The organism is Amycolatopsis sp. PS_44_ISF1 (assembly GCF_032335455.1).
Taxonomy (GTDB): domain Bacteria; phylum Actinomycetota; class Actinomycetes; order Mycobacteriales; family Pseudonocardiaceae; genus Amycolatopsis.
This window is the reverse complement of sequence record NZ_JANUXO010000005.1, coordinates 42005-56930: the sequence shown is the minus strand read 5'-3', so window position 1 is coordinate 56930 and position 14926 is coordinate 42005. Positions and strand designations below refer to the sequence as shown.

The following is a 14926-nucleotide window of genomic DNA, read 5'->3' as shown; positions in this document are numbered from 1 at the left end:
ACCTTCCGGCCGGGGGCGGGGAAAGGAGGGTCGGGCCCCTACGGGAAGCGGTGGGAGCGCCCCTTCCCGTGCCGGAAGAGACCCGCGCGGGCCGGTTCTCCTCGGCGAAGGACCAAACTTCACGCCTTGAATTAATGCACAGCTGCCCGCGCCGGGTCCAGACCTGGCCGGTGCCGGGTGCCGGTCACCGGGAAGCGTTTCGCACCAGGGGAAGTCCGCTCACTGCGACGATCGGAACCCCGGCAGCGCCTCTTCGACCCGAAAATCGGGCACAACCCGCCTCCTCCCCCGGCCGTGCGGCCCGGGTCGGACGACGGGTTGTACCCGATCAGGTGAAATCAGCGAATCAGCCGGCGGTGCCGTTCAACACCCCGTTCAGCCAGTCGCCCGAAGCGGGGATGGCCTTGCCGTTCACCGCGATGGTCGGCGTGCCGAAGCCGTGGCTGCCGTTCGGGAAGTCCTGGGCCAGGTTCGGGTCGTTCTCGGCCTTCTGGAATTCGCTCTGCAGCTGCGCGTCGTAGGTACCGGCGTTGACCGTCTGGGCGAACTTCGGATCGGTGATGCCGAGATCCTGGCCGAGCTTGATCAGCTGCGCCTTGTCGAACGCGCGCGAGCCCTCTTCCGGCTGGTTCTTGAACAATGCGTCGTGGAAGGCGCTGAACTTCTGCTCGTCGGCCGCGGCCAGCGCCGCGTTCGCCGATTCGACCGAGTAGCCCGGCGGGTCCGAGTGGTCGTTCAGCAGCGTTACCATGTGGTAACGCACGGTGAGCTGACCGTTGTTGATCGCCTGCTCCATCTTCGGCCCGTAGTCCTTCTGCAGCTGACCGCAGTACGGGCAGAGGAAGTCGGCGTAGAGATCGATGCTCTTCGCCGCGCCGGGCTTGCCGACCGAAACCACCACGCCGTCCCGCTTTTCCACCACGCCGGCGGCGAGGGTCGGCGACGCGCCGGGCTTGATCGCGGAGCCCGCGGTCGAGTTCTTGCTCGAGTTGATCCAGAGCACGCCGCCGATCACCAGTGCGGCCAGGACCACCACCGCGACCACGATGATCGCGATCTTCTTCGGGTCGCCCCCGGCCGTGCCCCTGGCCTGCGCGACCGACCGGGCCGCCTGGGCCTGCTGCCGGCTCTTGCGAGCGTTGCGCGCTGCTCCACCCATCAGTTCCTATTTCCCTTCGACGATGCTCGTGGAGTAGTCGTCCGCCGGACCGGCGGAGTTCCCCGGGCCGGAGACTTTCCCCTGGCCCCACCCGAGCCACCCGTCGAGTGAGAACCAGGTGCGCGGGCGGACCACCAGCCAGACCGCCAGCAGCGCGAACCCGGTGTCCCGCAGGATCTCCTGCGGGTACTCGGTCTGCCCGGCCGAAACGCTGCCACCGCCGCCGAAGCAGCCGCAGTCGATGCTCAGCCCCCGCGCCCAGACCTGGGCGATGCCGGCGATCAGCACGGCCAGCAGCACCAGCGCGGCCCCGGCCGCGTACCGCGTGGCCAGCCCGGCCAGCAGCAGCAGCCCGAGGACCAGCTCCAGCAGCGGCAGGGCCGTGGCGACGACGCCGACCAGCCCACGCGGCAGCACGTCGTAGGCCTGCACCGCGACGTAGGTCTGGCCCGGGTCCGCCAGCTTGAGGCCGCCCGAAACGAGCCAGACGGCCGCCAGCCCGAGCCGGGCCAGCGTGCCGACGGTGTCGAGCACGGGTTGGGACAGTCTTCGCACGGGCCTAGGCTAACCGGCGGACCTGAGAACTTCGTGAGTCGGTCACCTGATGCGAACGGAGGCGGTATGCGCGCCCACGCCCGGCTCGCCGCCGTGTTGCTGCTGGTCACGTGCGCGGCCTGCGGTCCGGGCCAGGTCACCGCGAGCGACCCGCTGGTGAAACGGGCCGACGACGGCGACCACCTGACGATCGGCATCCGGTTCGACGCGCCCGGTCTTTCGCAGCGCACGATCGACGGGCGCTTCACCGGTTTCGACGTCGACGTCGCCGAATACGTGGCGGGCAAGCTGGGCGTCGACCCGAAGCACATCACCTGGCACGAGACCACCCCGGCCACGCGCGAATCGGACCTCACCTCGGGCGCGGCCGACCTGATCGTCGGCAGCTACTCCATCACCGACAAGCGCAAGCGGCTGGTGTCCTTCGCCGGACCGTACTTCAGCACCGGTCAGGACCTGCTGGTGCGGCTGAACTCGACCGACATCACCGTACCGGAGACCCTCAACGGCCGGCGGCTGTGCTCGGTCACCGGCTCGACCCCGGCGCAGACGGTGCGCGACAAGTTCGCCCAGGCCGTGCAGCTGGTCGAGTACCCGCGGTACCCGGACTGCGTCACGGCGCTGCTGGCCAACCAGGTCGACGCGGTGACCACGGACGCGGCCATCCTGGCCGGCTACGCCGCGCAGGACCCGGAGCTGCTGCGGGTGGTCGGGCGGCCGTTCTCGACCGAGCGGTACGGCATCGGCCTGCGCAAGGGCGACACCGAGAGCCAGCACGCGATCGACGACGCCATCCAGGACATGATCGACGACGGCGAGTGGTCGAAGTCGCTGCAGGCCAACCTCGGCCCGTCGAACTACCCGCTGCCGCCGCCTCCGGAGGTCACCGAGCGGTGAACCTCCCCCCGGTCGAACGGCTGCCGGACCTGCCCGTCCGCGCGGTGCTGCCCGAGCTGCTGGCCGCCCTGGACGCCCACGGCACCGCGGTGCTCGTGGCCCCGCCGGGCACGGGCAAGACCACGCTGGTGCCGCTCGCGCTCGCCGGTGGGGCGCCGGGCCGGGTGGTCGTGGCCGAGCCGCGCCGGCTCGCCGCCCGGGCCGCGGCCACGCGGATGGCCGGGCTGCTGGGCGAGCCGGTCGGCGAAACCGTGGGGTACGCGGTGCGCGGCGAGCGGAAGGGGTCCGCGCGCACCCGGATCGAGGTGGTCACCTCGGGCCTGCTCGTGCGGCGGGTGCAGAGCGACCCCGAGCTGCCCGGCGTGTCGACGGTGCTGCTCGACGAGTGCCACGAACGCCACCTCGACGCCGACCTGCTGCTCGCCCTGCTCCTAGACGTCCGCGCGGGCCTGCGGGCCGACCTGCGGTTGCTGGCCACCTCGGCGACCGTCGCGGCCGGGCGGCTCGCCGAGCTGCTGGGGGCCGCGCCGGTGGTGACGGCCGAGGCCCGCACCTACCCGGTCACGCTCTCCTACCGCGCCCCCGCGCGCGGCGAGCGGCCCGAATCGGCGGTGGCCGGCGCGGTCCGGCTGGCCCTGTCCGAAGGGGACGGTGATGTGCTGGCGTTCCTCCCCGGCGCCGGGGAGATCGCGCGGACCGCGAACCTGCTGTCCTCAGTGGACGCCGACGTGCTGCCCCTGCACGGCCGCCTCCCCCCGGCTCGCCAGGACGACGCGCTGCGCCCGCGCGCCCGGCGTCGCGTGGTGCTGTCGACGGCGGTAGCGGAATCGAGCCTGACCGTGCCGGGCGTGCGGGCGGTGGTCGACTCCGGGCTCGCGCGGGTGCCCCGCGTCGACCACCGGCGGGGCCTGCCCGGTCTGGCGACCGTGCGGGTTTCGGCGGCCGTGGCCGAGCAACGGGCCGGGCGGGCGGGCCGCGAGGCGCCGGGCCGGGCCTACCGCTGCTGGGCGGAGCACGAGCAGGCGACGCTGCCCGCGTACCCCGAGCCGGAGATCCGCACCGCCGAGCTGGCGCGGTTCGCGCTGGAACTGGCCTGCTGGTCCACTCCGGACGGCAGCGCACTGTCCTGGTGGGACCCGCCGGGTGAAGGCGCGCTCGCGGCGGCGCGTTCGTTGCTCGTGACGCTGGGCGCGACGAGCGCCGAAGGCGAAGTCACCGCTCGTGGCCGCCGGATGGCCGACCTCGGCCTGCACCCGCGGCTGGCCCGGGCCCTGCTCGACGGCGCCGCGGAGACCGGGCCGCGGTTCGCCGCGGAGGTGGTCGCCCTGCTCGACGCGGGCGCGACGCTGACCGACGTCGAGGCCGAGCTGAGAAGGCTGCGCTCCGCGAACAACGAGGGGGCCCGGCGCTGGAAGACCGAGTCACGCCGGCTGGCGAACCTCGTTCGCGCGCCCGAGCGGAGCGGGCGGCCCGACGCGGCGTTGGTGGTCGCGCTCGCGCACCCGGAACGGCTGGCGCGAAGGCGTTCCGGCTCTGCCCCGGTGTACCTGATGGCCGGGGGCACCGCGGCCGAACTGCCCGCCGCGAGCGGTCTGGGCGAGGTCGAATGGCTGGCGGTCGGAGAAGCCACGCGTGATCCCGGACGGGCGCACGGCACGATCCGGCTCGCCGCGGTCGCCGACGCCGCACTGGCCGTGCGCGCGGCGCCCGGCCTGGTGTCCGAAGCGGACGAGGTGACGTGGGACGGCGACGTGGTGGCGCGGCACGTCCGCAAGCTGGGCGCGATCACGCTGTCGGCCAAGCCGTTGCGCTCGCCGGACCCGAAGCTGGTGCGCGAGGCACTGGTCACCGGGCTGCGGGACGAGGGCCTGGGCCTGCTGCGCTGGACCGGCGACGGAACCCGGCTGCGCGAGCGGATGGCCTTCCTGCACCGGGTGCTGGGCCAGCCGTGGCCCGCTGTCGACGATCCCGCGCTGCTGTCCACTCTGGACACCTGGCTCGACCTCTCCCGGGTGCGCCGCCGCGCGGACCTCGCCGGTCTCGACGCGGGCGCGGCCCTGCGCGGACTGCTCCCGTGGCCCGAAGCCGCCCGGCTGGACGAACTGGCCCCGGACCGGCTGGAGGTCCCGTCCGGCTCTCACCCACGCGTGGACTACACCGGCGACCAGCCCGTGCTCGCGGTGAAGCTGCAGGAGACCTTCGGCTGGCGCGCCACCCCCAGGATCGCCGGCGACCGGGTCCCGGTGCTGCTGCACCTGCTCTCGCCCGCGGGCCGCCCGGCCGCCGTGACCGCGGACCTGGATTCCTTCTGGCACAACGGGTACGCCGCCGTCCGAGCCGATCTGCGCGGCCGTTACCCGAAGCACCCGTGGCCGGAGGACCCGGCCACCGCCGCCCCGACCCGGCACACCACCCGCCGCGGGCGCTGACCACTGGCCGATGTCCCACCGGGTCCGGGTTCGATCGCCGCCGGGATCGGGGAGGAGCATGATCACGCCGAGCATCCCGGTCCAGCCCGCCACTCGGCCACTGCAGCGCAGCGAGCACGATCCGGCTCCCCGCACCGCCACCCCGGCCGAAGACGATCAGGACCGCCGTCGGCGTCGTCACCGCGAGCGAGACGATGGGACACCGGGGCAGACGCGCCGCGGCGAGCACGACCGGCCCGCTCCCCGCGGTTCGAACCGGACCAGGTGCCGATCACCAGCCGCGCCGCGGGCAGCAGCCGGACCCCGACGTCCGGCACCACCACCCGCACCCGCTTCGCCACCGCCCCTCGCCCGCCGCGGCGCCACTGCCGAAAGTCAACCCCGCTGTCTCGGCGCCGCGGCGGCACTGGGGCATGATGGGTCACCATGGCCGAGCGCACACTCGCCGAGCAACTCGGCGGCCCCGTCCCCGAAGGCATCGAAGCCCTGCCCGAGGACCGGAAACGCGACCTGGCCGAGGTGCTGCGCCAAGCCCGGCACCGGCAGGCCCAGGCGCTGGGCGAGGCGGGCGAGGAAGGGCTCCGGTACGTGCCGGCCCTGCTGCGCGGCGCGGTCCGCAAGGCGGTCGGGCTGTGAACCCGGAGATCCTCAAGCTCGCGCGGGTGCTCGGCGTCGAGCCCGCGCGGCTGGACTACCTGTCCGAGGTGGATGCCGGCGACCTGCGGCGGTTCCGCGAACAGGTGACCACCACGCTGTTCGACGCGAACCGCGTGGTGCTGGAGCGGATGGCCCTGGCCAGCCGGCTGCTGCCCGCGCCGCTGATCGCCAAGATCGCGGAGAAGGTGTTCGGGCCGCTGCTGTGCGCGCGGATCGCCGGTCTGGTCGACGCCTCACGCGGCGTCGACGTCGCGAAACGGCTGTCCCCGAGGTTCCTGGCCGAGGTCGCGGCCGAGCTGGACCCGCGCCGCGCGACGTCGATCATCGCGCGCATCCCGCTCGACACCGTGCTGGGGGTCGCGCGGGAGCTGACCCGGCGGGAGGACTGGATCACCCTGGGCCGGTTCGTCGAGCACCTGCCGGACCCGACCGTGCGGCGCAGCCTCGGCCTGCTCGAAGACGCAGCACTGCTGCACACCGCATACGTCCTCGACGACAAGTCACGGATCGGCCACGTGATGGGCCTGCTGCCCGAGGGCCGGTTCGCCGGCTTGCTGCGCACGGCCGCGGCCGACGAGACGCTGTGGGAGCCCGCCCTCGACGTCCTGGCGAACCTGGACGAGGCCGGGCGGGCCGAGGCCCGCCCGCTGGTCGACGAACTGCCCGGCGGACTGCGCGCCCGCGCTCAGGCCACGATCAGGTAGAGCCCGTAGGCGACCACCGCGGCGCACACGGCGAAGCAGGCGACCGAGCCGGTCATCTGCGCGGCGCCCGTGCCGCCGCGTTCGCGCGCGGTCTCCCGCTCCGACAGCCCGCGGATGCCGTAAGCGAACAGCGTGGTCAGCACCACGGCGGCCACCAGCGCGACGACGAAAACCGTGCCGAGCGCGCCCCAGTCGATGTTCATGCTCGCTCCCTCAGGCCGGAACCGGGGTGGCCTCGGCCGCCTCCGGCTCGTTGATGGTCTTGGCCGACACCGGGTTGCGCCGCGAGACCAGCCAGATGGCCAGCGCGAGGGCCACGCCGATCCCGCCGACCAGCACCGTGCCCCAGCTCCCCCGGGTCGAGATGGCCGCGGCGATCGCGCCGACGATGGCGGCGGCCGGCAGGGTCAGCGCCCACGCGATCACCATCTTGCCCGCGACGCCCCAGCGGACCTCGGCGAGCTTGCGGCCCAGGCCGGAGCCGATGATGCCACCGGAGGTGACGTGCGTGGTCGAGAGCGCGAAGCCCAGGTGCGAGGAGGCCAGGATGACCGCGGCCGAACTGGTCTCGGCCGCGAAACCCTGCGGCGTCTGGATTTCGGTGAGCTTCTTGCCCATGGTCTGGATGATCCGCCAGCCGCCGAGGTAGGTGCCGGTCGCGATGGCCAGTCCGCAGGCCACGATCACCCACAACGGCGGGCTCGAGCCGGGCGCCAGCGTGCCCCCGGCGATCAGCGCCAGCGTGATCACGCCCATGGTCTTCTGCGCGTCGTTGGTGCCGTGCGCGAGCGAGACCAGGCTGGCCGAGAGGACCTGGCCGGTCTTGAAGCCCTTGCCCACCACGTCCGCACGCGACTTCTGCGTGATGCGGTAGGTGAGGAACGTGCCGGCCAGCGCCACGATCCCCGCCACGATCGGCGAAGCGACCGCGGGGATCAGCACCTTCTCGATCACCTTGCCGAAGTGCACGGCGTCGGCCCCGGAGGCGATCCAGGTCGCGCCGATCAGCCCGCCGAACAACGCGTGCGAGGAGCTGGACGGCAGCCCGAGCAGCCAGGTGACCAGGTTCCAGATGATCGCGCCGACCAGCCCGGCGAAGATCACCACCGGCGTCACCTTCGTGTCGTCCACGATGCCGCCGGAGATCGTCTTCGCGACCTCGATCGACAGGAACGCCCCGACCAGGTTCAGCACCGCGGAGATGCCGACCGCCACTTTCGGCTTGAGCGCCCCCGTGGCGATGGACGTGGCCATCGCGTTCGCCGTGTCGTGGAACCCGTTGGTGAAATCGAAGGCGAGCGCCGCGACGACCACCACCAGGACGATCAAGGAAAAGTCCATGCGCTCTCTCCAGCTCGGCCCGACGTGCCGCTCCGACGCTACCCACCGATCGGGCGACCCCCGATCCCGCGAGAATGTCGAGTACTTGAACTCTGGATGAACCGGCTTTCCCGGTGTCGCACGGAATGCGTGGATTGAGGTGATCGTCCCGTACGAAATCATCGGCCCGATCGCCCGCGACTGGACGGCGTGGGTACTCGCGGATCGGGAACCTAACGGAGCCGATCACCACCCCGCCAGACTCCGTAGGTGAGCGGCACGCCCGGACGGTAAGCCAGATGAGTGACCGAAGGCGCGTCCAGCACGTGCACGTCCGCCCGCGCCCCGGCCCGCAACACACCCACGTCGTCCCGCCGCAGAGCCCGCGCCCCGCCCGCTGTGGCCGACCAGACCGCTTCCTCGATCGTCATCCGCATCTGCAGGACGGCCGTGGCGACGCAGAAAGCCATCGACGTCGTGTACGAACTCCCGGGGTTGGCGTTGCTGGCCAACGCCACCGTCACCCCCGCGTCCAGCAGCCGGCGCGCCGGAGCCAGCGATTGGCGCGTCGAGAGGTCACAGGCCGGTAGCAGCGTCGCAACCGTCTCCGAGGCTGCCAGCGCCGCCACGTCCTCTTCGCTCAAGTACGTGCAGTGGTCCACGCTCGCCGCGCCGTGCTCCACGGCCAGCCGGACCCCGGCGCCTTCACCGAGCTGGTTGCCGTGCACCCGCAACCCCAGACCGCGTTCGGCCGCGGCCTCGAGCACCCGCGCCGACTGGGCCTCGTCGAACGCGCCGGTCTCGCAGAACACGTCCGCCCAGCGCACCTGCCCCGCCACGGCGTCGAGCATCTCGCCGCAGACGATGTCCACATAGGACTCCGCGTCGGCCCCCGGCGGCACCAGGTGCGCACCCAGGAAGGTGACCTCGTCGGCCACCGCTGCCGCGATCCGCGCCGAGCGGGCCTCGTCGGCGACGGTCAGCCCGTACCCCGTCTTGGTTTCCAGGCAGGTGGTGCCCTGCCGCGCCGCTTCATCGACATGTCGACGCAGGTTCCGGATCAGCTCATCGTCGGAGGCCGCCCGCGTCGCGTCCACCGTGACCGCGATTCCTCCGGCCTCATAAGGCTTTCCGGCCATCCGCGCCTCGAACTCGGCCGTGCGGTCACCGGCGAACACCAGGTGCGTGTGGCTGTCCACCCACCCCGGCAGCACCGCACGCCCTTCGACGTCCACCCGCTCGTCGGCGTCCGGCGCGCGACCGGCCGGACCGGCCCAGGCGACGACCCCGCCGTCCAGCACCAGCGCGGCGTCGGCCAGTTTGCCCAGCTCGGCGTCGTTCGTGGTGAGCTCGCCGATTCCCGTGATCAGAGTTGCCACAACGCCTCGATCTCCCCGGCCAGTACGGCCTCCGGTCGCTCCACCAGCACGTGCCCGCCCTCACGGACCACCTCGCGGCCCGCCACCACCACATGGGAGACATCGGCGGCCCCGGCCGCGAACACCACCCCGGACGGCTCGGTCCCGGCCGTGCGGACCGAGTCCAGCCCCACCGTGACCAGGTCCGCTCCGGCGCCGACGGCCAGCTCACCCACCTCCGGCCAGCCCACCGCGGCGTGGTCCGTGCCCGCCGCCAGCAGCTCTTCGACGGTGAAGCGGCCGCGCTGCTCGCTCGCCAGCCGATCGTCCAGCTCCAGCGCCCGGGTCTCCTCGAACGCGTCGACCACGGCGTTGCTGTCGCTCCCGATCCCCAGCCGAACCCCGGCGTCGAGCAGCGCCCGGGCCGGGCCGATGCCGTCGCCGAGGTCCCGCTCGGTGGTCGGGCAGAAGCAGGCACCGGCCCGGCCGGCCCCGAGCCGCCCGATGTCCGCCGGAGTCAGGTGCGTGGCGTGCACGGCGGTCAGCCGCTCCCCCACCACCCCGTGGTGGTCCAGCAGCTCGGTCGGCGTCATCGCGTACGCGGCCAAGCACTGCTCGTTCTCGGCCCGCTGCTCCGAGAGGTGGACGTGCAGCGGGCGGTCCGACCGCCCGCCCCGGCCCACTTCGGAGAGCTGATCGCCGGGCACCGCGCGGACCGAATGGATCGCGCCGCCCACCCGGAACCCGTCGTCCTCCTCCAGCAGGGAAACCCGCTCCGCCCACTGCCGCGCGCTGCCGTCGGAGAACCGGCGCTGCACCTCGTCCGGCGCCACACCGATGCCGCCGGCGAGATAGCAGGTGTCAAGCAGCGTCAACCGGATGCCGGCTTCACGCGCAGCCTCGCGCAACGCCTCACCCATCGCGTTCGGCGACGCGTACGGCTTTCCGCCCGGCGCGTGGTGCAGGTAGTGGAACTCACCGACGCTCGTGTACCCGGCCAGCACCATCTCGGCGTAGACACCCCGCGCCAGCCGATGGTACGAGTCCGGATCGAGCCGCGCGGCGAGCGAGTACATCCGCTCCCGCCAGGTCCAGAACGTGCCGCGCTCGTGGTGGGTCCGCCCTCGCAACGCCCGGTGGAACGCGTGCGAATGACCGTTCGCGAACCCGGGCAGCGTGAGTCCGCCGAGGACCGTTCCACGCTTCGGTGCACCCGGCGTCACCGCGGTGATCCGCCCGTCCGAGACCTCGACCAGCACTCCCGTCGCGATCCCGCCCGGCAGCCAGGCCCGCTCGCACCAGTACGTGCTCATACCGCCAACCGCTCCAGCACCCCGGCCAGCGCCCTGGCCCCGGCCTCGACGTCCCCGGGCTCGGCGAACTCCTCCGGCGAGTGACTGATCCCGGTCGGATTGCGCACGTAGAGCATCCCGGCCGGTACGAAACCGGACAGGATCGCCGCATCGTGCCCCGCGCCCGTCGGCAGCTCCGGCGGGTCGCCGAGCCAGCCGCTCAGCTCGCGGCGCAGGCCCTCGTCGAACACCACGTCATCCGAATAGGACTCGCGCGTGACCGCCAGTCGGCAGCCCTCGGCCTCGGCCGCCGCAACGGCCGCGAACCGGATCTCCTCCACCAGCTCGGGCGTGCCGGTACCGGGCACCCGCGCATCCAGCCAGAGGTCCACTGTGGACGCGATCACGTTCGTGCCGCCGGGGGTCGGGACCAGCCGGCCGACGGTGGCCCGGGCCTCGGCGTGCGCCCGCGCCAGCCGGCGGACCGCGACCACGGTCTCCGCCGCGGGCAGCATCGGGTCCACGCGATCGGCGATCAGCGTCGCCCCGGCGTGGTTGCCCTGGCCCTCGAAGGAGAACCGCCACCGGCCGTGCGCGATCACGGTGCTGCCCACCGCCACCGGCCGGCCCAGGTCGACCAGCCCCCGGCCCTGCTCCACGTGCAGTTCCAGGAACCGCCCGATCAGCGCCAGCCGGTCCGGGTCGGCACCAATCCGCTCGGCGTCGAGGCCGGACTTCGCCGCCGCTTCGGCGAACGTGACCCCGCTCGGGTCGCGCAGCCCGCGCGCCTGGTCCGCGTCGATCGTCCCGGTCAGCAGCCGTGAGCCGAGGCAGGGCACCCCGAACCGGCCGCCCTCCTCCTCGGCGAACACCACCACGGCGAACGGTTTGACCGGCCGGAAGCCCTTCTGCTGCAAAGACTCCACCGCCGCCAGCGCGCTCGCCACCCCGAGCGGCCCGTCGAACGCACCGCCACCGGGCACCGAGTCGAGATGGCTGCCGGTGACCACCGCGTCCGGCCCCGGCGCACCCCACCAGGCCCACAGGTTGCCGTTGCGGTCGGTCTCGACGTCCAGCCCGAGCCGCTGCGCCCGCTCCACGAACCACGCGCGCAGATCGTGCTCCGGTGCGTCGAACGCGTGCCGCGAGTAGCCGCCGCGCCGGCCGTCCCGGCCGACATCGGCGATCTCCTCCAGCAGCCCGGACGCGGTCACTGCTCGTCCCGCATCGGCACCCGGACACCACGCTCGTCGGCGACCTCGGCCGCCCGGTCGTACCCGGCGTCGACGTGCCGGATCACCCCCATGCCCGGGTCGTTGGTGAGCACCCGCTCCAGCTTCTGCGCGGCCAGCGGGGTGCCGTCGGCCACGCTGACCTGGCCGGCGTGGATCGACCGGCCCATCCCGACGCCGCCGCCGTGGTGGATCGACACCCAGCTGGCGCCCGAGGACGTGTTGACCAGCGCGTTCAGCAGCGGCCAGTCGGCGATCGCGTCGGAGCCGTCGGCCATGCCCTCGGTCTCCCGGTACGGGGAGGCGACGCTGCCGGAGTCGAGGTGGTCGCGGCCGATCACCACGGGGGCCTTGAGCTCGCCGCTGGCCACCATCTCGTTGAACCGCAGCCCGGCCAAGTGCCGCTCGCCGTAGCCGAGCCAGCAGATCCGCGCGGGCAGCCCCTGGAACGCCACGCGCTCTCCGGCCAGCTTGATCCAGCGCGCGAGGGACTCGTTCTCCGGGAACAGCTCCAGCATCGCGCGGTCGGTCGCCGCGATGTCCTCGGGGTCGCCCGAGAGCGCCGCCCAGCGGAACGGGCCGTTGCCCTCGCAGAACAGCGGCCGGATGTAGGCGGGCACGAAACCCGGGAAGTCGAACGCGCGCTCGCAGCCGCCCAGCTTCGCCTCGCCGCGCAACGAATTGCCGTAGTCGAAGACCTCGGCGCCCGCGTCGAGGAAACCGAGCATCGCGTTCACGTGGTCGGCCATCGACTCGCGCGCGCGGTCGGTGAACTCGTCGGGCTTCTTGGCCGCGTAGTCCGCCCAATCCTCCACGGCGATGCCCTTGGGCAGGTACGAAAGCGGGTCGTGCGCGGAGGTCTGGTCGGTGACGATGTCGACCTCGACCCCGCGACGCAGCAGCTCCGGCAGCACCTCGGCGGCGTTGCCCACGACGGCGACCGAGAGCGCCTTCCGCTCTTTCCTGGCCGTGGTGACCCGGCGGATCGCGTCGTCGAGGTCGTCGGCCACCTCGTCGAGGTAACGGGTTTCGACCCGCCGGTGCGCGCGCTGCGGGTCGCACTCGATCACCAGGGCCACCCCGTCGTTCATGGTGACCGCGAGCGGCTGCGCACCGCCCATCCCGCCCAGCCCGGCGGTGACGGTGAGGGTGCCCTTGAGCGTGCCGTCACCGCGCCCCTTCCGGGCGAGCTTCTTCGCGACGGCCGCGAAGGTCTCGTAGGTGCCCTGCAGGATGCCCTGCGTGCCGATGTAGATCCACGAGCCGGCCGTCATCTGGCCGTACATCGTGAGGCCCTGCTGCTCCAGCCGCCGGAACTCGGGCCAGTTCGCCCAGTCGCCCACCAGGTTCGAGTTCGCGATCAGCACCCGCGGCGCCCACTCGTGCGTGCGGAACACGCCGACCGGCTTGCCGGACTGGACGAGCAACGTCTCGTCCCCCTCCAGCGCGGTCAGCTCCCGGGTGATCGCGTCGAAGCTGGCCCAGTTGCGCGCCGCCCTGCCCGTGCCGCCGTAGACGACCAGATCGTCCGGCCGCTCGGCGACCTCGGGGTCGAGGTTGTTGTGGAACATGCGCAGCGCGGCCTCGGTCGACCAGCTCTTGGCGGTGAGGGTGGTGCCACGGGCGGCGCGGACGGTGCGGGCGGTGCTCATCGGACCTCCAGTTCGGCGGCGGCCAGGACCGCGCCCGACCGCACGAGTTCTTCGGCGGCCGCGATTTCGGGCGCCAGGTGGCGGTCGGGGCCCGGGCCCTCGACCTTGGTGCGGAGCAGGTCCCGGATCCGTCCGGTGACCGGCGAGGGCTCCAGCGGTGCCCGGAAGTCGAGGGCGCGGGCGGCCGTGAGCAGTTCGATCGCCAGCACGGTGGTGAGCCCGTCGACGGCCTTGCGCAGCTTGCGCGCCGCCGACCAGCCCATGGACACGTGGTCCTCCTGCATGGCGCTGCTCGGGATCGAGTCGACCGAGGCCGGCACCGCGAGGCGCTTGAGCTCGCTGACCACCGCAGCCTGGGTGTACTGGGCGATCATGTGACCGGAGTCGACCCCGGGGTCGTCGGCCAGGAACGGCGGCAGGCCGTGGGAACGGGTCTTGTCGAGCATCCGGTCGGTGCGGCGCTCGGCGATGCTGGCGACGTCGGCGACCGGGATGGCCAGGAAGTCCAGCACGTACGCCACGGGGGCGCCGTGGAAGTTGCCGTTGGACTCGACCCGACCGTCGGCCAGCACGACCGGATTGTCCACCGCGGAGCGCAGCTCACGGTCGGCGACGAGCTCCGCGTGGATCAGCGTGTCGCGCGCCGCGCCGTGGACCTGCGGGGCGCACCGCAGCGAGTAGGCGTCCTGCACGCGGTTGCACTCCGGTCCGCGGTGGCTTTCGACGATCTTCGAGCCCTGCAGCGCCGCGAACATGCGCGCGGCCGAGGTCGACTGGCCCGGGTGCGGGCGCAGGGCCTGCAGGTCGGCGGCGAAGGCCCGGTCGGTGCCGAGCAGCGCCTCCACGCTCATGGCGGCGGTGAGGTCCGCGACGTCCATCAGCCGGTTCAGGTCCGCGGCGGCCAGCAGCAGCATGCCGAGCATTCCGTCGGTGCCGTTGGTGAGCGCGAGACCCTCCTTCTCGGCGAGGACCACTGGCTCGATCCCGGCCTGGGCCAGCGCCTCGGCGGCTGGTTTCCGCCAGCCCTCGTGGACGACCTCCCCCTCGCCCATCAACGCGAGCGCGACCGCCGCGAGTGGTGCGAGGTCACCGGAGCAGCCGAGGGAGCCGTACTCGTGGACGATCGGGGTGATGTCGGCGTTGAGCAGGGCCGCAAGCGTTTGCGCGGTCTCCGGGCGCACGCCGGTGTAGCCGCTGGCGAGGGTGCGCAGGCGCAGCAGCATGAGCGCGCGGACGACCTCGTTCTCCACCGCCGGCCCGGCGCCCGCGGCGTGCGAGCGGATCAGGCTGCGTTGCAAGTCCGTGCGGCTCTCCCTCGGGATGTGCCGCGTGGCGAGCGAGCCGAAGCCGGTCGACACGCCGTACGTCGGTGTCGTGGCGTGCGCGAGGTTCTCGATGTGCAAACGGGTGGCGGCGAGGTTCTTCCCGGCCGCCTCAGTGAGCCCGACGACCGCGCGACCACGGACGACGTCGACGACGTCCGCCGCGGTCATCGGCTGCGGGCCCAGGAGTACTTGTTCCGGCATGGGGACATTGGACAACGATCGGTGACGGCGCGGGAGTCGCGCTCGGGTGGTTCTGTCTGGTATTCAAGACAACGTGTGGCCAGAGCCTCGGCGAGTGGCACGAACGTCCCTTTCGCGCAGGTCGTAAAGCTCCAGTCGCGGCGGC

The 14926-nt window shown here is 72.8% G+C and carries 13 protein-coding genes; 4 read left to right on the top strand and 9 right to left on the bottom strand.

Annotated elements, in window-relative coordinates; genetic code table 11:
* Positions 1-346 precede the first annotated feature (346 nt).
* Positions 347-1159 (bottom strand): thioredoxin domain-containing protein, encoded by an 813-nt coding sequence (locus NYF13_RS33860; protein ID WP_315662050.1) that lies wholly within the window; start codon positions 1157-1159, stop codon positions 347-349.
* 6 nt (positions 1160-1165) lie between these two features.
* Complete coding sequence (locus NYF13_RS33855) at positions 1166-1693, bottom strand: MauE/DoxX family redox-associated membrane protein (protein ID WP_315662495.1); 528 nt, start codon at positions 1691-1693, stop codon at positions 1166-1168.
* 87 nt (positions 1694-1780) lie between these two features.
* On the opposite strand from NYF13_RS33855, the gene NYF13_RS33850 reads away from it, so the two are divergent.
* The 4 genes from NYF13_RS33850 (at position 1781) to NYF13_RS33835 (ending at position 6401) form a co-directional block, all read left to right on the top strand.
* Positions 1781-2611 carry a glutamate ABC transporter substrate-binding protein gene (locus NYF13_RS33850; protein WP_315662048.1) on the top strand — a complete coding sequence of 277 codons (831 nt, stop codon included), beginning with the start codon at positions 1781-1783 and terminating at the stop codon, positions 2609-2611.
* Positions 2608-5040 carry an ATP-dependent helicase HrpB gene (hrpB, locus tag NYF13_RS33845; protein WP_315662047.1) on the top strand — a complete coding sequence of 811 codons (2433 nt, stop codon included), beginning with the start codon at positions 2608-2610 and terminating at the stop codon, positions 5038-5040. Before NYF13_RS33850 ends, hrpB begins: the two co-directional genes overlap by 4 nt.
* A 426-nt stretch (positions 5041-5466) precedes the next feature.
* Positions 5467-5676, top strand: a complete 210-nt coding sequence (locus tag NYF13_RS33840; RefSeq protein WP_315662046.1) for a hypothetical protein — start codon at positions 5467-5469, stop codon at positions 5674-5676.
* Entirely contained in the window at positions 5673-6401 is a 729-nt protein-coding gene (locus NYF13_RS33835; RefSeq protein WP_315662045.1) for a hypothetical protein, read from the top strand. Before NYF13_RS33840 ends, NYF13_RS33835 begins: the two co-directional genes overlap by 4 nt.
* Here NYF13_RS33835 and NYF13_RS33830 read toward each other — a convergent pair.
* The 7 genes from NYF13_RS33830 to hutH form a co-directional block, all read right to left on the bottom strand.
* Positions 6383-6604 (bottom strand): hypothetical protein, encoded by a 222-nt coding sequence (locus NYF13_RS33830; RefSeq protein WP_315662043.1) that lies wholly within the window; start codon positions 6602-6604, stop codon positions 6383-6385. The genes NYF13_RS33835 and NYF13_RS33830 overlap by 19 nt on opposite strands.
* Before the next feature lie 10 nt (positions 6605-6614).
* Complete coding sequence (locus tag NYF13_RS33825; RefSeq protein ID WP_315662041.1) at positions 6615-7742, bottom strand: inorganic phosphate transporter; 1128 nt, start codon at positions 7740-7742, stop codon at positions 6615-6617.
* A gap of 212 nt (positions 7743-7954) precedes the next feature.
* Positions 7955-9100, bottom strand: coding sequence for an imidazolonepropionase (gene hutI / locus NYF13_RS33820; protein WP_315662039.1), 1146 nt, complete (start codon positions 9098-9100; stop codon positions 7955-7957).
* Positions 9088-10392: a formimidoylglutamate deiminase gene (locus NYF13_RS33815; protein ID WP_315662038.1), complete on the bottom strand. Its 1305-nt coding sequence runs from the start codon at positions 10390-10392 to the stop codon at positions 9088-9090. The genes hutI and NYF13_RS33815 overlap by 13 nt, the downstream gene beginning before the upstream one ends.
* The gene (locus tag NYF13_RS33810; protein WP_315662037.1) at positions 10389-11585 is read right to left on the bottom strand and encodes an allantoate amidohydrolase; all 1197 of its coding nucleotides are present in this window, start codon (positions 11583-11585) and stop codon (positions 10389-10391) included. Before NYF13_RS33810 ends, NYF13_RS33815 begins: the two co-directional genes overlap by 4 nt.
* A complete protein-coding gene (gene hutU, locus NYF13_RS33805) occupies positions 11582-13255 on the bottom strand; it encodes a urocanate hydratase (RefSeq protein ID WP_315662036.1) in 1674 nt (557 codons plus the stop codon). Before hutU ends, NYF13_RS33810 begins: the two co-directional genes overlap by 4 nt.
* Entirely contained in the window at positions 13252-14781 is a 1530-nt protein-coding gene (gene hutH / locus NYF13_RS33800; protein ID WP_315662035.1) for a histidine ammonia-lyase, read from the bottom strand. Before hutH ends, hutU begins: the two co-directional genes overlap by 4 nt.
* Positions 14782-14926 lie beyond the last annotated feature (145 nt).